The organism is Nocardia sp. NPDC060249 (assembly GCF_042728755.1).
In the GTDB taxonomy this organism is placed as follows: Bacteria; Actinomycetota; Actinomycetes; order Mycobacteriales; family Mycobacteriaceae; genus Nocardia.
In genome coordinates this window covers 458769-476276 of record NZ_JBHXAQ010000001.1, presented here as the reverse complement: position 1 = coordinate 476276, position 17508 = coordinate 458769, and the positions used below count along the sequence as shown (strand labels likewise).

Below are 17508 nucleotides of genomic sequence, written 5' to 3'. Positions count from 1 at the left end.
ACCGTAGTAGGTTCTCGCCGCTATGGCGCCATCGCCCTTATTCGGGCTTGATCCGCCTGCCGAGCAGGCTGCCGACGGCCTCGCTCACCGATAGCCCCTCATGACACACCTTGTGCACCGCGTCGGTGAGCGGCATCTCCACCCCGTGCTCGGCGGCCAGTGCCCGCACCGATGTGCACGACTTCACACCTTCGGCCACCTGCCCATTGGTCGCTTCCTGCGCGGCGCTCATCGTGCCACCGGCGCCGAGCGCGTACCCGAAGGACCGGTTGCGTGACAGCGGCGAGGTACAGGTAGCCACCAGATCGCCGACACCCGCCAGCCCGGCCAGCGTCACCGGTTGCGCGCCGAGCGCCACCCCGAGCCGGATCACCTCGGCGAGCCCGCGCGTGATCAGGCTGGCCGCCGTGTTGTCGCCCAATCCCATTCCCGACGCGATGCCGCAGGCGAGCGCGATGACGTTCTTACACGCACCGCCGATCTCGCAGCCGATCACATCGGTGTTGGTGTACGGCCGGAAGTACCCGGTGGCACAGGCGCGCTGCGCGGCCTCGGCCCGCTCGGTGTCGGTGCAGGCGATCACCGTGGCCGCCGGCTGACGTTCGACGATCTCGTGCGCCAGATTCGGACCCGACAGCACCGCGATACGCCCCGGCTCGGCCCCGGTGACCTCCGCGACCACCTGACTCATCCGCAGCAGCGTGCCGGTCTCGATCCCCTTGGCCAGACTCAACAGCGTGGCCTCGGACCCGATATCGCCCTTCCACAGATCCAGATTCGCCCGCAGCGACTGTGACGGCACCGCCAGCACCACCAGATCCGCACCGTCCAGCGCGACCCGATGATCATCGGTCCCCCGCACCGGCGGCAACTGCACGCCGGGCAGGTAGAACGGATTGCGGTGCTCGGTATCGAGCGCCTGCGCCACCTCGGGCCGCCTGGCCCAGATCGTCACCTCGGTCCCCGCCTCGGCCAACACCTTCGCGAACGCCGTACCCCACGACCCCGCACCCATAACCGCCGCCCTCGTCATCAGCCCAATATGCCATGCAAGGATCGGAACTATGCACACCGTGCACGCCGTGATGGCGGTCAAACACATCGGCCGGGCCAAGAGCAGGCTGGCGCACGTGCTGAGCACCGAGCAGCGGGCCCAGCTCGTCCTGGCCATGTTCACCGACACCGCCGTTGCCGCGACCGCGGTGCCCGAGCTGTTGTCGCTGACCGTGGTCACTCCCGATCCGCTGGTCGCCGCCCGCGCGCGCGAGCTCGGCGCGCGCGTGATCGATGAGCCACCGGCCGGCGCCGACCCGCTCAACACCGCGCTCGCCGCGGGCGCCGCCGACGTGCGCGATCGCCACGGCCCCACCGCGTTGCTCGCGCTGCAAGCCGACCTGCCCGCCCTTCGCCCGTCCGAGCTGGCCGACGTGCTCGCCGTCGCCGTCAGCGCGCGATCGGTGGTGATCGATCACACGGGTACCGGCACCGCGGCATTGCTGATCCGCGACCGCACCGCGCCGCTGTCGCCCCGCTTCGGCGCCGATTCCGCGCGCGCACACCGCGACGACGGCGCCGTGCCACTGCTCGGGCACTGGCCGGGCCTGCGCTGCGATGTCGACACCCCCGAGGATCTCGACCTCGTCCGCACGCTCGGCGTCGGCGAATTCACCACCTCGACCCTGCGTGAATTCGGATTCTCATCGCACAGAGGTGATCCCGTTCGCACCGTGTGCTAGCTGATCGCCACAATCGGACCGGTCGGGACGATTCGTGCGATGTCGTGATGCGCGACGCCCGTTTCTCGAGGGATGATTGATCTCGTGAGCGATACGGAAACCATCAAGCAGCTGCCCCCGATTTCCCCGCCACCTGCGGCCGCCCTCGCCTCGGGCGGTGGCGCGAACGCGCAGCGGTTGCCCAGAGATCGCTACCTCAACCGCGAGTTGAGCTGGCTCGACTTCAATGCCCGTGTCCTGGCCCTGGCTGAGGACGCCTCGTTGCCGTTGCTGGAGCGGGCCAAGTTCCTCGCGATCTTCGCGTCGAACCTCGACGAGTTCTACATGGTGCGCGTGGCCGGCCTGAAACGCCGTGCCGAGACCGGTCTGTCGGTGCGCTCGGCCGATGGTCGCTCACCGTCGGAACAGCTGGAGATGATCACCGCCCGCGCCCAGGAGCTCGCCGAGCGGCACGCGAAGGTCTTCATCGACGAAGTGAATCCGGCGCTGGCCGTCGAGGGCATCGACATCATCGGCTGGAGCGACCTCGACGACGATGAGCGCCGGCGCCTGTCGAGCTACTTCACCGACCAGGTGTTCCCGGTCCTCACACCCCTGGCCGTCGACCCGGCGCACCCGTTCCCCTACATCTCCGGCCTGAGCCTGAACCTCGCCGTGACCGTTCGCGATACCGGCACCGGCGGTGAGCACTTCGCCCGCGTGAAGGTGCCCGACAACGTCGACCGTTTCGTGCGCGTGCGCCGCACCGGCGCGCCGTCGGCGATCGCGGCGTTCCTGCCGATGGAAGACCTCATCGCCGCCCACCTCGACCTGCTGTTCCCCGGTCTGACCGTGGTGGAGACGCATTCGTTCCGGATCACCCGCAACGCCGATTTCGAGGTCGACGAAGACCGCGACGAAGACCTGCTGCAGGCGATGGAGCGCGAACTCGCCCGCCGCCGCTTCGGCAAGCCGGTGCGCCTCGAGGTCTCCGACGACATGACCGAGCACATGCTGGAGCTGCTGTTACGTGAGCTGGAGGTCGACCCCGCCGATGTCATCCAGGTTCCGGGCCTGCTCGACCTGTCCTGCCTGTGGCAGGTCTACGGTGTCGACCGCCCCGAACTCAAAGACGCGCCGTATGTCCCGGCCACCCCCGCGGCGTTCGGTGAGCGCGAGACCCCGCGCAATGTCTTCGCCGCCCTGCGCGAGGCCGACGTGCTGGTGCACCACCCCTACGACTCCTTCTCCACCAGCGTGCAGCGCTTCATCGAACAGGCCGCGGCCGACCCGCAGGTGCTGGCGATCAAGCAGACGCTCTATCGCACCTCCGGTGACTCCCCCATCATCAATTCACTGATCGAGGCCGCCGAAGCGGGCAAGCAGGTTGTCGCGCTGGTCGAGATCAAGGCCCGCTTCGACGAGCAGGCCAACATCAAATGGGCGCGCGAGCTGGAACAGGCGGGCGTGCACGTGGTCTACGGCCTGGTCGGCCTCAAGACCCACTGCAAGACCTGCCTGGTGGTGCGTCGGGAGGGTTCGACGATCCGGCGCTACTGCCACATCGGCACCGGCAACTACAACCCGAAGACCGCGCGACTGTACGAAGACGTCGGGTTGTTCACCGCCGCACCGGAGATCGGCGCCGATCTCACCGACCTGTTCAATTCGCTGACCGGCTACTCCCGCAAGGAGGACTACCGCAACCTGATGGTCGCGCCGCTGGGCGTGCGCGCGGGCATCATCGAGCGGATCGATCGCGAGATCGAACTGGCCGGCCAGGGCTCGGCCGCCCGGATCCGGATCAAGGCCAACGCGATCGTCGACGAGCAGATCATCGACGCGCTCTACCGCGCCTCCCAGGCGGGCGTGCCGGTGCAGATCGTGGTGCGCGGCATCTGCGGCCTGCGCGCGGGTGTGCCCGGTCTGAGCGAGAACATCGAGGTGCGTTCGATCCTCGGCCGGTTCCTCGAACACTCCCGGGTCATGGAGTTCGGCGCGCAGCAGCAGACCTGGATCGGCAGCGCCGACATGATGCACCGCAATCTCGACCGCCGCGTCGAAGTGATGGTGCAGGTGAAGGATCCCAAACTCGTCGATCAGCTCGCGCAGGTGTTCGATTCCGCGCTCGATCCGGCGACCCGCTGCTGGATCCTGCTGCCGGACGGAACCTGGCAGGCCAGTCCGACCGATGTCGAGGCCGACCAGGTGCGTGATCACCAGGCGTTCCTCATGCGCCGGCGTCGCCCCGATCAGCCGTGAGCGCACAGAGCAAGCACGCGTCGTTGCGCGACCCGCGCGTACGGCCCAATATCCATGCCGCGGGCGCGGTTCTGTGGCGTGCGGGGGCGCTCGGCCCGGAGATCGGCGTGATCCACCGGCCGAAATACGGCGACTGGTCGCTGCCGAAGGGCAAGCTCGATCCCGGCGAGACCCCGGTGGTCGCGGCCGTGCGCGAGGTAAGTGAGGAAACCGGCCTCGCGGCCACGCTGGGGCGCTATCTCGGCCATGTGACCTATCCGATCCCGGGCCACCGTCAGCTCAAGCGGGTCGACTACTGGGCCGCCGAGGCCGCCGACGGCGACTTCGCCGTCAACAACGAAGTCGACCAGATGCGGTGGTTCCCGCTGGCGCGGGTGATGGACCAGCTGTCGTATCCGATGGATCGCCAGATCGTGCGGATCTTCGCCCGGCTGCCCGCCCGCACCAACACCGTGCTGCTGGTACGCCACGCCAAGGCCGGCAAGCGCAACCGCCGCGACGGGCCCGACGAGTTACGGCCACTCGAGGCCGCCGGGGAACAGCAGGCGAAGGGATTGACGCCGAATCTGTTGGCGTTCGGCGCATCCGAGATCTATTCCGCCGATCCGCTGCGCTGTATCCAAACCGTGACCCCGTTGGCAGAACAGCTCAACGCCGAAATCAATTGCGAGCCAATGTTTTCCGAGAAAGGTTACGATTCAGCGAAAAGCGCGGCGCGGCAACGATTTCTGTCGTTGGTAACAGATCGAGGGGTGCCGGTCGTGTGTAGTCAGGGCGGGGTGATTCCCGATCTCACCCAGTGGCTGGCCGAGCAGGGCGGGCTCACGCTGCCCTCGGCGCGCAATCGCAAGGGCAGCGTCTGGGCATTGTCGTTCGTCGCGGACCGATTGGTCGCGGCGGACCATATGGACCGTTCGTTGTCGACGGCAATCGTCACTGCGTGAGTCACCCCCGACCGGCTCCGAAACAGCCGAAACGGCCCCGGGATTCCCGGGGCCGTTCTCGGTCCAGTGGTGGGTGATGCGTGATGCGGCTTACGTACACATTCCCCGACCTGATCCCGCTGCGGCAGGATCAACGAGCACGACGGGCGGCAGTCTTCTTAGCAGCAGTCTTCTTGGCGGCAGGAGCCTTCTTCGCAGCGGTGGTCTTCTTCGCGGCCGTGGTCTTGGCCGCCGTCACCTTCTTGGCAGGAGCCTTCTTGGCCGCCGTCACCTTCTTGGCGGGCGCCTTCTTGGCCGCCGCCACTTTCTTTGCCGCGGTGGTCTTCTTGGCGGCAGGTGCCTTGGTGGCGGCCTTGCGGGCCGTGGTCTTGGCCGGACCCTTGGACGGCGTGGCCTTCTTGGCCGCGGTCTTCTTCGCCGCGGTCTTCTTGGCTGCCGCCTTCTTCGCCGCCACCGGGGCATTCACGCCCCGCTTGACGGCAGGCCCGGACGAGGCCAGCTTCTGCTTACCCGCGATGACCGCCTTGAACTGCGCGCCCGGCCGGAAGGCTGGCACCGAAGTGGCCTTCACCTTCACGGTTTCACCGGTACGCGGGTTACGGGCAACCCGGGGAGCACGCTTGCGCTGTTCGAACACACCGAATCCGGTGATGGTGACGCTCTGACCCTTGTGCACGGCACGGACGATGGTGTCGACAACATTCTCGACAGCCGCGGTAGCCGTCCGCCTGTCCGTACCCAACTTTTCGGTCAGAACGTCGATCAGTTCCGCCTTGTTCATTGAATCCTCCGCAGACTAATGGCCCGTCGTCGGACCGACTAGGTACCACGGTAAACCCAGTTTGAGCAAGAGTCTATGTGCCACGCCAAAATTCATGTGGTTTAGCACACGTCCAGCTACCACCGCCCGGGATGCGCCCCTAAGCGCCCCACGTGATTACGCCCGTGAAATAGGCTCCGGCAGCGTCACGGGTTTCCATGACGGCCTTCCCTTTTCGAACTCGCTGATCTCGTCGGCGCGGCGCAGCGTGAGGCCGACGTCGTCCAAACCCTCCAGCAGACGCCACCGGGTGTAGTCGTCAATATCGAACGGCAACACGACGGTTCCCGCTGTGACGGTGCGCGAGGACAGATCGACAACCAATTCGATGCCCGGCTGTTCCTCGATCAGCTTCCAGAGCATTTCGACATCGTTCTGTGACATCTGTGCGGCCAACAGCCCGCCCTTGCCCGCATTTCCACGGAAGATGTCCGCGAAACGCGACGAGATGACCACCCGAAAGCCGTAGTCCGACAGTGCCCACACGGCGTGCTCACGCGAAGAACCGGTGCCGAAATCCGGGCCCGCCACCAGCACGCTGCCCCGGTTGTACGGCTCGGTGTTGAGAATGAACTGCGGATCGGTGCGCCAACCGGCGAACAAGCCGTCCTCGAAACCCGTTCGGGTCACGCGCTTCAGGTAAACGGCGGGGATGATCTGATCGGTGTCGACATTGGACCGGCGCAGCGGTACGCCGATGCCTTTGTGAACGGTGAAGGCTTCCATAACGATTCCCTTTCGATCTGTAGGTGATCGGTGACTCAGGCCAGATCGGCAGGCGAGGACAGGGTTCCACGGACCGCCGTAGCGGCCGCGACCAGCGGCGAGACCAGGTGCGTACGGCCGCCCTTGCCCTGCCTGCCCTCGAAATTGCGGTTCGAGGTAGACGCGCAGCGCTGGCCCGGTTCGAGCTGATCGGGATTCATACCCAGGCACATCGAGCAGCCCGCCTGACGCCATTCCGCGCCCGCGGCGGTGAAAATCTCGCCGAGTCCTTCTTTTTCCGCCTGCGCGCGCACCCGCATCGAGCCCGGCACAACCAGCATTCGCACACCCTCGGCGACCTGGCGTCCCTTCAAAACATCGGCCACCTCGCGCAAATCCTCGATCCGGCCGTTGGTGCAGGAGCCGACGAATACGGTGTCCACGCTCACCTCACGCAGCGGCATTCCCGGCGTCAGGTCCATGTAGCGCAAGGCCTTCTCAGCGGATTCGCGCTCGTTCTGGTCGGCGATCTGCGCCGGGTCGGGCACATTCGCGCCCAGCGGCAGGCCCTGGCCGGGGTTGGTGCCCCAGGTGACGAACGGGGTGAGGGCGTTCGCGTCGATGTGGACCTCGGCGTCGAACTGGGCGCCTTCGTCGGTGACCAGCGCGTCCCAGGAGGCCACTGCGGCATCCCAGTCGGCTCCCTGCGGCGCGTGCGGGCGGCCCTTCAGGAATTCGTAGGTCACCTCGTCGGGGCCGATCATGCCGGCGCGTGCGCCCGCTTCGATGGACATGTTGCAGATCGTCATCCGCGCTTCCATCGACAGCTTGCGGATCGCCTCGCCGCGGTACTCCAGCACATAGCCCTGGCCACCGCCGGTGCCGATCTCGGCGATCACGGCCAGGATCAGGTCCTTGCTCGTGACGCCGGGCGCCAATTCACCGTCGACGGTGATGGCCATCGTCTTGAACGGGCGCAGCGACAACGTCTGGGTGGCCAGCACGTGCTCGACCTCGCTGGTGCCGATGCCCATCGCCAGCGCGCCGAACGCACCGTGGGTGGAGGTGTGGCTGTCACCGCAGACGACGGTCATGCCGGGCTGGGTGAGACCCAGCTGCGGACCGACCACGTGCACGATGCCCTGCTCCGCGTCGCCCATCGAGTGCAGGCGCACGCCGAATTCGGCGCAATTGCGGCGCAGCGTCTCCACCTGGGTGCGCGAGATCGGATCGGCGATCGGCTTGTCGATGTCGGTGGTGGGGACGTTGTGGTCCTCGGTGGCGATGGTGAGATCGGTTCTGCGCACCGGACGGCCCGCCGCGCGTAGCCCGTCGAAGGCCTGCGGACTGGTCACCTCGTGCACGAGGTGCAGATCGATGTAGATCAGGTCGGGTTCACGGGAGGAACCTTCGCCTTCGCCAGTGACGACGACGTGCTGTTCCCACACCTTCTCGGCCAGTGTGCGAGCGCGCTCGGCCATTGCTTGATCACCTTTCGACGGGCATACTTGGTATCTCAGCATTTGAGACGTTAGTATCGTTCTATGAGACAGCATAGCGGTATCGGTGTTCTCGACAAAGCCGTGGCGGTGCTCTACGCCGTCGCCGACGAGCCCTGCGGTCTCAATGACCTGTGCACCCGCACCGGCCTGCCACGCGCCACCGCGCACCGGCTGGCGGTCGGGCTGGAGACGCACCGGCTGCTGGCCCGTGACGGCAACGGATTGTGGCGGCCGGGGCCCGCGCTCACCGAGTTGTCGGCGGGGGCGGCCGATCCACTGGTGGAGGCCGCCGGTGTCATTCTGCCCCGCCTGCGCGAGATCACCGGCGAGAGCGTCCAGCTCTACTGCCGCGACGGTCACGCCCGCGTCTGCGTCGCCGCGCTGGAGCCGCCCGTCGGCCTGCGTGACACGGTGCCGGTCGGTTCGCGACTACCGCTCACCGCGGGGTCGGCGGCGAAGGTGTTGCTCGCCTGGGCCGATCCCGAGTTGCAGCGCACGGTCCTGGCCGACGCGGTGTTCGGCGACCGGGCACTGGCCGAGGTCCGCAAGCGCGGCTGGGCGCAGAGTGCCGCCGAGCGCGCGCAGGGCGTGGCGAGTGTGTCGGCGCCGGTGCGCGATGCGGGCGGGGTGATCGTGGCCGCCGTGTCGGTCTCGGGGCCGATCGATCGGATGGGCCGCCGGCCGGGCGCGCGCTGGGCCGCCGATCTGGTCGCGGCCGCCGAGGCACTGCACAAGCGATTGTAGAAACGAAGAAGGCCCCCGGTCGGATTCGACCGGGGGCCTTACTTTGCTTTGTAGCCCCGACGGGATTCGAACCCGCGCTACCGCCTTGAGAGGGCGGCGTCCTAGGCCGCTAGACGACGGGGCCAGGACGATCTCACAGAGTGAAACCTTGCTGGGGTACCAGGACTCGAACCTAGAATGGCTGTACCAGAAACAGCTGTGTTGCCAATTACACCATACCCCAAAGACCGAAACGCCCGACCTTGCAATCTCCACCGAGTGGTTGTCGGTGTTGCGAGGCCGTGTTCCGCGGCGATGAGAAGATTACCAAACACTAGGGGGTAAACTACAAATCGCCTGGTCAGAAGCTGCTTTTCGGCCGTTTTCGACCCTGTTGGAGCGGATGCGGCACCGGGACCACACCCGCTCCCCGCAGCTACTGCGCGGCAGGCGCCCAACCACGGGCCGCACGCAGTCGATCGAGCGAAGCCTCGCGACCCAGCAATTCCATCGACTCGTAGAGCGGCGGGCTGATGTGCGAGCCCGTCACCGCGACCCGCACCGGCGCGAACGCCTTACGCGGCTTGAGCCCCAGATCGTCGATCAGCGCCTTTTTCAGGGCCTCCTCCAGTGCCGGGGTGGTCCACTCGCCCAGCGGCTCCACAGCGGCGATCGCGGCGTCGAGCACGGGGTCGGCCTCGGCGCCGAGATTCTTGGTGCCCGCCGCCTGGTCGATCGCGAACTCCGCGGGGGCGACGAACAGGAACTTCAGCAGGTCCCACGCGTCCCCGAGCACCACGATGCGGGTCTGCACGAGTTCGGCGGCGACCAGGAAGGTCTTCTCGTCGACTTCGGCGCCGATGTGCCCCTTCGCGGTGAGGAACTCCCGCAGACGGTGACCGAAATCGCCGGGCTCGAGAAGGCGAATCTGCTCGGCATTGATGGCGTCGGCCTTCTTCTGATCGAAGCGAGCCGGATTCGAATTCACCGAGGAAATATCGAAAGCCGCGACCATTTCCAGCATGGAGAACACATCGCGGTCCTCGCCGATGCTCCAGCCGAGCAGGGCGAGGTAATTCAGCAAACCCTCGGGGATGAATCCGCGGTCCCGGTGCAGAAACAGATTCGATTCCGGGTCGCGCTTGGACAGTTTCTTGTTGCCCTGACCCATCACGAACGGCAAGTGACCGAACTCGGGCGTGAACTCGGCAACCCCGATACGCTGCAGCGCGGCATACAACGCGAGCTGACGCGGTGTCGAGGAGAGCAGATCCTCACCCCGCAACACATGGGTGATCCGCATCATCGCGTCGTCGACCGGATTCACCAATGTGTAGAGCGGGTCGCCGTTGCCACGGGTGAGGGCGAAATCGGGGACGGTCCCGGCTTTGAAGGTGGTTTCGCCGCGAACGAGATCATTCCATCCGAGATCTTCGGCGGGCATCCGCAAACGAACCACGGCGGGGCGGCCCTCGGCCTTGTACGCCGCGATCTGCTCGGTGCTGAGATCGCGATCGAAATTGTCGTAACCGAGTTTGGGGTCGCGGCCGGCGGCGCGATGGCGGGCCTCGACTTCCTCCGGTGTCGAGAACGCCTCATAGGCCTCACCGGCCTCGAGCAACCGGCGCACCACATCCAGATGCTGATCGCGGCGCAGCGACTGCCGGTAGGGCTCGTAGGGCCCACCGACCTCGGGGCCCTCGTCCCAGATCAGCCCCAGCCAGCGCAGCGCGTCGAGCAGCGCGCGGTAGGAATCCTCGGAATCGCGTGCGGCGTCGGTGTCTTCGATGCGGAACACGAATTTGCCGCCGTGGTGGCGCGCGAACGCCCAGTTGAACAGCGCCGTGCGCACCAGGCCGACGTGCGGCGTGCCGGTCGGCGACGGGCAGAAACGGACTCGTACTTCAGTCATGACTCTCTTCTCCGCTCGTCTCAGCGCTTGGTGGCAACAGGATTGGTGAGGGTGCCGATGCCCTCGACGGTGACCGACACGTTCTGCCCGGCCTGCAGCGGACCGACGCCTTCCGGTGTGCCGGTGAGGATCACGTCACCGGGCAGCAGGGTCATCACCGAGCTGATCCATTCGATGATCTTCGGAATATCGTGCAGGAACAGCGACGTGCGGCTGCGCTGGCGGACCTCGCCGTCGACCTCGGTGACGATCTCCAGATCGCTTGGGTCCAGCGCGGTTTCGATCCACGGGCCGAGCGGGCAGAACGTGTCGTAGCCCTTGGCCCTGGTCCACTGGCCGTCGTGGCGCTGCTGATCACGAGCGGTGACGTCGTTGGCGATGGTGTAGCCCAGGATCACCTCGGACGCCTTGGCCGCGACCACGTCCTTGCACGGGCGGCCGATCACCACGGCCAGTTCGCCCTCGTAGTCGACCTGAGAAGAGCTGGGCGGCAGGATGATCGAGGCGTTCGGGCCGATGATCGAGGTGTTCGGCTTGATGAAGATCACCGGGTCCACCGGCGCCGCACCGCCCATTTCGGCCGCGTGGGCGGCGTAGTTCTTGCCGATGCAGATCACTTTGCTCGCCAGGATCGGCGCCAGCAGGCGGATATCGGCCAGCGGCCAGCTCCGTCCGGTGAACGTCGGCGAGCCGAACGGGTGTTCGGCGATCTCCTTGGCGACGGCATCGCTTCCGTCGCCCTCGATGCTGACGAAAGCAACTCCATCGGGACTGGCAACTCGACCTAAGCGCATGCCGGGGAGTCTATCGAGACGGGGCTACCTGCCCGAACGCGCCCGTGATGCGACATCGGCCGCTCGATAGCCGCTCGGGCGAAGTGCGGGCAAGCTCACATCGCTGTGATTCGAAGCCGCTGCCCGCGTGCGGGATTCGCGCGTGTGCCGATGTGACCTGTCAGACACCTCGCCGATGGCGAGATTCCACGGGTCATCGGTGTAGCGTGAACCTCGTAGTTCAAAAAATGAGACACCAATCTCATATATTGAGATGCAATCGTGCAATCCGGCGAGGTGAGAATCGTGACAGACGTGCGGCCGATGGCCCCAGTGACGCGGATCGGTGACGGCAGGCGCTGGTTGATGCTCGCCCTCGGCGTCTTCGCGCAGACCTCGAGTTCGATCTTCATCCACGGCACCCCGTTCCTGTTGCCCGCGCTCACCGCTCGTGGCGATTCGCTCGCGTCCGCCGGGGCCTTGGTGGCATTACCGACCGTAGGTCTGGTCTGCACGCTGATCGCCTGGGGATATGTGGTCGACCGGATCGGCGAACGCATCGTGCTGGTGGCGGGAACCCTGCTGATGTTCGTGGCGGGCGTCGCCGCGGCTGTGGTGGACAACCCGGTCGCGTTCGGTGCGCTGCTGTTCGTGGGCGGTATCGGCGCGGCCAGCTCCAACGGCGCCAGCGGCCGGGTGATCGTCGGCTGGTTCCCACCGGACCGGCGCGGCCTCGCCATGGGCATCCGCCAGACCGCGCAGCCACTGGGCGTCGGCATCGGCGCACTCACCATCCCGTGGGTGGCCGCGCACCACGGCATTCCCGCCGCGCTGCTGGTGCCCGCGCTGATGGCCGGTGTCGCAGCGATCGGCTGCCTGGTCGGCATCATCGACCCACCGCGACCGGCCGCGAAGGCCGCCGACCGCGCCAACCCCTATCGCGGCGACTCCACCCTGTGGCGTATCCACGGTGTCTCGATCCTGCTGGTGGTCCCCCAGGCCACGCTGTGGACCTTCGGTCTGCTGTGGTTGCATGTCGACCTGGGTTGGTCACTGGCCGCCGCGGGCGCCTTGATGACCGCCACCCAATTCCTCGGCGCCGCAGGCAGAATCGGCGCGGGCGCCTGGTCGGACCGAGTCGGTTCCCGCCTGGGCCCCCTGCGCCGAGTGGCCGTCGCCGCCGCCCTCGCCATGGCCGCTCTCACCGTCACCGCCTGGACCGACTGGTGGTGGGCCGCCGTCCCGTTGATGGTGGCGGCTTCGGTGATCTCGGTGTCCGACAACGGCTTGGCGTTCACAGCCGTGGCCGAGATCGCCGGCCCGTTCTGGAGCGGCCGAGGCCTCGGTATCCAGAACACCGGCCAGAACCTCGCGATAGCCGCCGTCCCACCGCTTTTCGGTGCTGTGATCACCGCGACCGGCTTCCCCGTGGTGTACGCGTTGGCCGCGGTCGCCGCAGTGGCGGCCGTTCCCTTGGTACCCCGCGACTCGCGAAAGTAGCTGTCCGACCCGCTGGTTCATCATGCCCCGTGAATCACGTTCCAGCAGGTGCGAACACCGGTATCCCCCACTCGCCGAACACAATTCGATCAGCACCCGTCAATGACAAAGGCTCGCACCGGCATTCAGCCGGAGCGAGCCTTGTTGCCGAGCAGTCAGAACTCGATCAGCTGTTCGGGATCGAAGGACAATCGAACATCGCTGTCCCCCTGCAACACTGCGTCGAACATCGAGCCGGATCCGACCGCCGGATCGGCACGATAGGTGCCTGCGCCCGCATCGAGCAGCAGCCGGATGACTCGAATGCTGGGCCGATGCTCCACAATCCAATATTCGGGAATTCCGAGCGCCGCATACTCACCGACTTTTCGCACCCGATCGGTGCGTTCGCTCCCGCTGCCCGGCGAGACCACCTCGACAACGAGCAAGACGTCGAGTCCTGGAAGCATTTTGGGCACCTCGTCCACAATCACCGATCGTGCGACGTCACGAGGAACGACGAGAACGTCAGGCTTCCGTACACCTGAAGGGGTGCTGATCTCCCACTCACCGCCGTCGAAAACCACCAGTGAGTCGTTGGGCAGTGCGCCTCGCACTGTTTGAGCCAGCCGGTGCGCGATCCAGTTGTGCCGAGCCCCCGCAGCCACCTCGACCAACCACCCGTCCTCGAGTTCGAACCCTTTGCCGTCCTCCGACAGGCCGTGCAGGTCGAGCACAGTGTAGGGGCCGAAGCCGCTTCCAGTGGCAGCGCGGTCAACAGTCACATCTCGCCTCCAGGTCCGGTGCCCCGAGCTTCTCTGGGTCCGTCCAGTTACCCGTTCGACACACGCCGGTGCGGACAAGTCTAGTCGGACGGGTACCCGATTATCGGGTACCCGTCGACACGAACGGGCACAGGCGGGCCCGGTGACCTGGCAACGAAGGCCACTGGCGGTTCTGGTGGGATCAGACGGTGGCCGCGATGCGGTCGCCGACCTCCACGGTGGAGGCGGTGCCGGTGCGCGAGGCCAGGTCCTTGGCGACGGCGGATTCGATGCGCGCCGCGCCCTCGGTGTTGCCGAGGTGGTTGAGCAGCAACGAGACCGAGAGGATGGCGGCGGTCGGATCGGCCTTGGACTGACCCGCGATATCGGGGGCACTGCCGTGGACCGGCTCGAACATCGACGGGTTCACACCCGAGGCGTCGATATTGCCCGACGCGGCCAGACCGATGCCACCGCTGACGGCGGCGGCGAGGTCGGTGATGATGTCGCCGAACAGGTTGTCGGTGACGATCACGTCGAAGCGGCCCGGGTCGGTCACCATGTGGATGGTGGCGGCGTCGATGTGCTGGTACGCCGTGGTCACCTCGGGGAATTCGACGGCGACCTCGTCGACGGTGCGCTGCCACAGCGAGCCTGCGAAGGCGAGCACATTGTTCTTGTGCACCAGGGTGAGGTGCTTGCGACGGGCCTGCGCGGTGGCGAAGGCGTAGCGCACCACACGCTCGATGCCGAAGCGGGTGTTGTTGGAGACCTCGGTCGCCACCTCGTGCGGAGTACCCACGCGGATCGCGCCGCCGGTACCGGTGTACGGGCCCTCGGTGCCCTCACGCACGACCACGAAGTCGATATCCGGGTTGCCGGACAGGGGGCTGGTGACGCCCGCGTGCAGCTTCGACGGACGCAGGTTCACGTGGTGATCCAGCGCGAAACGGGTCTTGAGCAGCAGTCCGCGCTCGAGCACGCCGCTGGGCACCGACGGATCGCCGATCGCGCCGAGCAGAATCGCGTCGTGCTGCTTGAGCTCGGGCAGCACCGACTCCGGCAGGATCTCCCCGGTGCGGTGGTAGCGCGCGGCGCCCAGGTCGTATTCGGTCTTGTCCACACCGGGCACCACCACGTCGAGCACCTTGAGCGCCTCGGCGATGACCTCGGGACCGATGCCGTCACCGGCGATTACTGCGAGTTTCATGAACTAGCTCCGTTCGAAGTCGGGCGGACCGTGCCGCGCCGGGATACAGGTGCGCGCCGCCACCGTGAGGTGACGGCGCGCAGCTGCCGATGTCCCGGCTGTACCGGGACGAACAACTCAGGCCAGGTCGACCAGGACGATCTTCGAGGCACCGACGGCCTCGGCGATCGCGGTCTGCACCTGGGTCGGCACCTCGGCGTTGACGCGCAACACCACGGTGGCGCCTTCGGCGTCCACGTCCTGGCTCAGCTGCGCGGCCAGGATGTCGATCTCGGCCTCGCCCAGCAGGGTGCCGATCTTGCCCAGCGCGCCCGGCTTGTCGCTGTAGTTCAGCACGGCCAGGTTCAGGCCCTCGGCGCGCATGTCGTAGTTGCGGCCGTTGATGTTGACGATCTTCTCGACCAGGTTGGGCTCGGTCAGGGTGCCTGCCACATTCAGGGTCGAACCGTCGCCGAACACGGCGCGCAGGTCGACGACGCTGCGGTGGGTCGGGCTCTCCGAGGCGGTGGTGACGGTGGCGGTGATGCCACGGTCCTTGGCCAGCGCCGGGGCGTTGACGAAGGTGACCTGGTCCTCGACCAGCGCCGAGAACACACCGCGCAGCGCGGACAGCTCCAGCACGGCGACGTCCTGTGCGGACAGCTCGCCGCGAACCTGCACCTCGACACTGACGGGCAGCTCGCTGGCGATGGCGCCCAGCAGCGCGCCCTGCTTGCGGACGACGTCGAGCCAGGGGGCGACCTCGTCGTTCACGGCGCCACCGGTGACGTTCACCGCGCCCGGCACGAACTCACCGGCCAGCGACAGCAGCACCGACTTGGCGACGTCGGTGCCCGCGCGGTCCTGGGCTTCCGAGGTGGAGGCGCCGAGGTGCGGCGTCACGACGACCTGCGGGAGGTCGAACAGCGGCGAGTCGGTGCACGGCTCGGTCTCGAACACGTCCAGGCCCGCGGCACGCACGTGGCCGGAGTTGATGGCGTCGGCGAGCGCCTGCTCGTCGATCAGCCCACCACGCGCGGCGTTGACGATGATGACGCCCGGCTTGGTCTTGGCCAGGGTCTCGGCGTTGAGCATGCCCTTGGTCTCGGGCGTCTTCGGCAGGTGGATGGAGATGAAGTCGGCGCGCTCGAGCACCTCCTCCAGGCTCAGCAGCTCGATGCCGAGCTGGGCGGCGCGAGCGGGCGAGGTGTAGGGGTCGTACGCGACGATCTTGGTCTCGAAAGCGGCCAGACGCTGCGCGAACAACTGCCCGATGCGGCCGAGGCCGATCACGCCGACGGTCTTGCCGAAGATCTCGACACCGTTGAACTTGCTGCGCGCCCAGGTCTTGTCCCGCAGGGTCGCGTCGGCGGCCGGGATCTGCCGGGCGGCCGAGAGCAGCAGCGTGACGGCGTGCTCGGCGGCGGTGTGGATGTTGGAGGTCGGCGCGTTGACGACCATCACGCCACGCTCGGTGGCGGCGGGCACGTCGACGTTGTCGAGGCCGACGCCGGCCCGGGCGACGATCTGCAGCTTCTTGCCCGCGTCGAGCACTTCGGCATCGACGGTGGTGGCGGAGCGCACGAGCAGCGCGTCGGCCTCGGGGACCGCGGCGAGCAGCGCCGGGCGGTCGGGTCCGTCGACCCAGCGAACCTCGACACCGTCACCGAGTGCGTCGACGGTCGACTGGGCGAGCTTGTCGGCGATCAGAACTACAGGACGGCCTGCTTGGCTCACTGTGGGGTACTCCTGGGGAAGAAAGGGGGTCGGCAGTTACCGCCGACCAGGATAGTCGCCCGGACTTCGGCTGCCCTTACCCCCCTGCCCGAAAACTGGGTGAACCCTGGGCACCGATCGCTCTACGATCACCCCATGTCCTTGCGCACTGTCCCCGAATCGATGGACCCGGCCGTGGTGGCCGCCGTCGACGCAGAGCTCGATCGGGTGGCTGCCGAGCACAACGTGTCCATCCGTCTCGCGATCGAAAGTGGCAGCCGTGCTTGGGGTTTCCCCTCGCCGGACTCCGATTACGACTGCCGTTTCGTCTACGTGGCGGGCTTGGACACCTACCTGTCTCCGTGGCGCACCCGCGATGTGATCGAAACACCGCTGATCGGGCTGCTCGACGTGAACGGCTGGGATCTGGCGAAGGCGCTGCGCCTGCTGGTGGCGGGCAACGCGGTACTCGTCGAATGGCTGATGTCGCCGATCGTCTACCGCGGCGACGAGGCGTTTCGCACCCGGCTGCGCGAGGTGGCCGGAGAGGTGGCCGATCGCGACCGGATCGCCCGGCACTACCTGCACCTCGGCGCGCGCCAGTGGGCGCTGTTCGAGCGCAACGGCGGCTTGAAGAAGGTGTTCTACGCGCTGCGGCCCGCGATGGCGCTGCGCTGGTTGCGTGAGCATCCCGGCGCCGCGGTGGCGCCGATGCATCTGCCGACGCTGCTCGCCGAGTGCGAGCTGCCGGTCGACCTCGTGGCGGCGATCACCGAACTCACCGACCTCAAGTCGAAGACGCGAGAGATGGGTTCCGCCGCCCCGCCCGCGCTGATCACGGCTTTCATCAATGCCGAATTCGACAGGGCCGCCACGGAATTCGACTCGCGCGGGCCACGTGATCTCACCGCGTCGATGGCCGTCACCGGCGAATTCTTCCGCGCCGAAGCGCTGCGGTGACCACCCCCGGATAGCAGAAACTCCGCACCAACTGGTGCGGAGCT

General features: G+C 67.1%; 15 protein-coding genes and 2 tRNA genes. 6 read left to right on the top strand and 11 right to left on the bottom strand.

The genetic code is table 11. The features are described from left to right. Positions 1 to 37: 37 nt before the first annotated feature. Positions 38 to 1033, bottom strand: coding sequence for an NAD(P)H-dependent glycerol-3-phosphate dehydrogenase (locus ACFWFP_RS02125; protein ID WP_379292687.1), 996 nt, complete (start codon positions 1031 to 1033; stop codon positions 38 to 40). Positions 1034 to 1064: 31 nt separating this feature from the next. On the opposite strand from ACFWFP_RS02125, the gene cofC reads away from it, so the two are divergent. The 3 genes from cofC (at position 1065) to ACFWFP_RS02110 (ending at position 4921) form a co-directional block, all read left to right on the top strand. After that, positions 1065 to 1736: a 2-phospho-L-lactate guanylyltransferase gene (gene cofC / locus ACFWFP_RS02120; protein ID WP_379292685.1), complete on the top strand. Its 672-nt coding sequence runs from the start codon at positions 1065 to 1067 to the stop codon at positions 1734 to 1736. A gap of 72 nt (positions 1737 to 1808) precedes the next feature. After that, positions 1809 to 3977, top strand: a complete 2169-nt coding sequence (locus tag ACFWFP_RS02115) for an RNA degradosome polyphosphate kinase (RefSeq protein ID WP_379292684.1) — start codon at positions 1809 to 1811, stop codon at positions 3975 to 3977. Continuing rightward, positions 3974 to 4921: an NUDIX domain-containing protein gene (locus ACFWFP_RS02110; RefSeq protein ID WP_379292683.1), complete on the top strand. Its 948-nt coding sequence runs from the start codon at positions 3974 to 3976 to the stop codon at positions 4919 to 4921. Before ACFWFP_RS02115 ends, ACFWFP_RS02110 begins: the two co-directional genes overlap by 4 nt. Before the next feature lie 130 nt (positions 4922 to 5051). Here ACFWFP_RS02110 and ACFWFP_RS02105 read toward each other — a convergent pair whose 3' ends face one another. The 3 genes from ACFWFP_RS02105 to leuC form a co-directional block, all read right to left on the bottom strand. Next, complete coding sequence (locus ACFWFP_RS02105; protein ID WP_379292682.1) at positions 5052 to 5702, bottom strand: HU family DNA-binding protein; 651 nt, start codon at positions 5700 to 5702, stop codon at positions 5052 to 5054. Positions 5703 to 5858: 156 nt separating this feature from the next. After that, positions 5859 to 6467, bottom strand: a complete 609-nt coding sequence (gene leuD / locus ACFWFP_RS02100) for a 3-isopropylmalate dehydratase small subunit (RefSeq protein WP_379292681.1) — start codon at positions 6465 to 6467, stop codon at positions 5859 to 5861. A gap of 35 nt (positions 6468 to 6502) precedes the next feature. Beyond that, a complete protein-coding gene (leuC, locus tag ACFWFP_RS02095; RefSeq protein WP_379292680.1) occupies positions 6503 to 7927 on the bottom strand; it encodes a 3-isopropylmalate dehydratase large subunit in 1425 nt (474 codons plus the stop codon). 63 nt (positions 7928 to 7990) lie between these two features. On the opposite strand from leuC, the gene ACFWFP_RS02090 reads away from it, so the two are divergent. Further along, a complete protein-coding gene (locus tag ACFWFP_RS02090; RefSeq protein ID WP_378560645.1) occupies positions 7991 to 8692 on the top strand; it encodes an IclR family transcriptional regulator in 702 nt (233 codons plus the stop codon). Between the two features lie 51 nt (positions 8693 to 8743). Here ACFWFP_RS02090 and ACFWFP_RS02085 read toward each other — a convergent pair. From ACFWFP_RS02085 to ACFWFP_RS02070, 4 genes are all read right to left on the bottom strand, one after another. Continuing rightward, positions 8744 to 8816 (bottom strand) — tRNA-Glu (locus ACFWFP_RS02085). A 27-nt stretch (positions 8817 to 8843) separates the two neighbouring features. Then, positions 8844 to 8915 (bottom strand) — tRNA-Gln (locus ACFWFP_RS02080). 192 nt (positions 8916 to 9107) lie between these two features. Further along, positions 9108 to 10583, bottom strand: coding sequence for a glutamate--tRNA ligase (gene gltX / locus ACFWFP_RS02075; protein ID WP_379292679.1), 1476 nt, complete (start codon positions 10581 to 10583; stop codon positions 9108 to 9110). A gap of 20 nt (positions 10584 to 10603) precedes the next feature. Beyond that, complete coding sequence (locus tag ACFWFP_RS02070; protein ID WP_379292678.1) at positions 10604 to 11377, bottom strand: fumarylacetoacetate hydrolase family protein; 774 nt, start codon at positions 11375 to 11377, stop codon at positions 10604 to 10606. Between the two features lie 303 nt (positions 11378 to 11680). On the opposite strand from ACFWFP_RS02070, the gene ACFWFP_RS02065 reads away from it, so the two are divergent. After that, a complete protein-coding gene (locus ACFWFP_RS02065) occupies positions 11681 to 12856 on the top strand; it encodes an MFS transporter (protein ID WP_379293723.1) in 1176 nt (391 codons plus the stop codon). 155 nt (positions 12857 to 13011) lie between these two features. Here ACFWFP_RS02065 and ACFWFP_RS02060 read toward each other — a convergent pair whose 3' ends face one another. From ACFWFP_RS02060 to serA, 3 genes are all read right to left on the bottom strand, one after another. Beyond that, complete coding sequence (locus tag ACFWFP_RS02060) at positions 13012 to 13572, bottom strand: Uma2 family endonuclease (RefSeq protein WP_379293722.1); 561 nt, start codon at positions 13570 to 13572, stop codon at positions 13012 to 13014. A gap of 229 nt (positions 13573 to 13801) precedes the next feature. Beyond that, on the bottom strand, positions 13802 to 14809 hold the full coding sequence (locus ACFWFP_RS02055) for a 3-isopropylmalate dehydrogenase (protein ID WP_379292677.1): 1008 nt from the start codon (positions 14807 to 14809) through the stop codon (positions 13802 to 13804). 117 nt (positions 14810 to 14926) lie between these two features. After that, positions 14927 to 16525 carry a phosphoglycerate dehydrogenase gene (gene serA, locus ACFWFP_RS02050; RefSeq protein WP_379292676.1) on the bottom strand — a complete coding sequence of 533 codons (1599 nt, stop codon included), beginning with the start codon at positions 16523 to 16525 and terminating at the stop codon, positions 14927 to 14929. 135 nt (positions 16526 to 16660) lie between these two features. Here serA and ACFWFP_RS02045 point away from each other — a divergent pair, with 135 nt between their 5' ends. Beyond that, complete coding sequence (locus ACFWFP_RS02045) at positions 16661 to 17464, top strand: DNA polymerase beta superfamily protein (RefSeq protein ID WP_379292675.1); 804 nt, start codon at positions 16661 to 16663, stop codon at positions 17462 to 17464. Positions 17465 to 17508 lie beyond the last annotated feature (44 nt).

Coding starts and splice junctions, on each gene's coding strand:
- ACFWFP_RS02055 (WP_379292677.1), bottom strand. CDS start 14,809: ATGAAACTCGCAGTAATCGCCGGTGACGGCATCGGTCCCGAGGTCATC.
- ACFWFP_RS02105 (WP_379292682.1), bottom strand. CDS start 5,702: ATGAACAAGGCGGAACTGATCGACGTTCTGACCGAAAAGTTGGGTACG.
- ACFWFP_RS02125 (WP_379292687.1), bottom strand. CDS start 1,033: ATGACGAGGGCGGCGGTTATGGGTGCGGGGTCGTGGGGTACGGCGTTC.
- leuD (WP_379292681.1), bottom strand. CDS start 6,467: ATGGAAGCCTTCACCGTTCACAAAGGCATCGGCGTACCGCTGCGCCGG.
- ACFWFP_RS02115 (WP_379292684.1), top strand. CDS start 1,809: ATGATTGATCTCGTGAGCGATACGGAAACCATCAAGCAGCTGCCCCCG.
- ACFWFP_RS02090 (WP_378560645.1), top strand. CDS start 7,991: ATGAGACAGCATAGCGGTATCGGTGTTCTCGACAAAGCCGTGGCGGTG.
- ACFWFP_RS02045 (WP_379292675.1), top strand. CDS start 16,661: ATGTCCTTGCGCACTGTCCCCGAATCGATGGACCCGGCCGTGGTGGCC.
- leuC (WP_379292680.1), bottom strand. CDS start 7,927: ATGGCCGAGCGCGCTCGCACACTGGCCGAGAAGGTGTGGGAACAGCAC.
- cofC (WP_379292685.1), top strand. CDS start 1,065: ATGCACACCGTGCACGCCGTGATGGCGGTCAAACACATCGGCCGGGCC.
- ACFWFP_RS02065 (WP_379293723.1), top strand. CDS start 11,681: ATGGCCCCAGTGACGCGGATCGGTGACGGCAGGCGCTGGTTGATGCTC.
- gltX (WP_379292679.1), bottom strand. CDS start 10,583: ATGACTGAAGTACGAGTCCGTTTCTGCCCGTCGCCGACCGGCACGCCG.
- ACFWFP_RS02070 (WP_379292678.1), bottom strand. CDS start 11,377: ATGCGCTTAGGTCGAGTTGCCAGTCCCGATGGAGTTGCTTTCGTCAGC.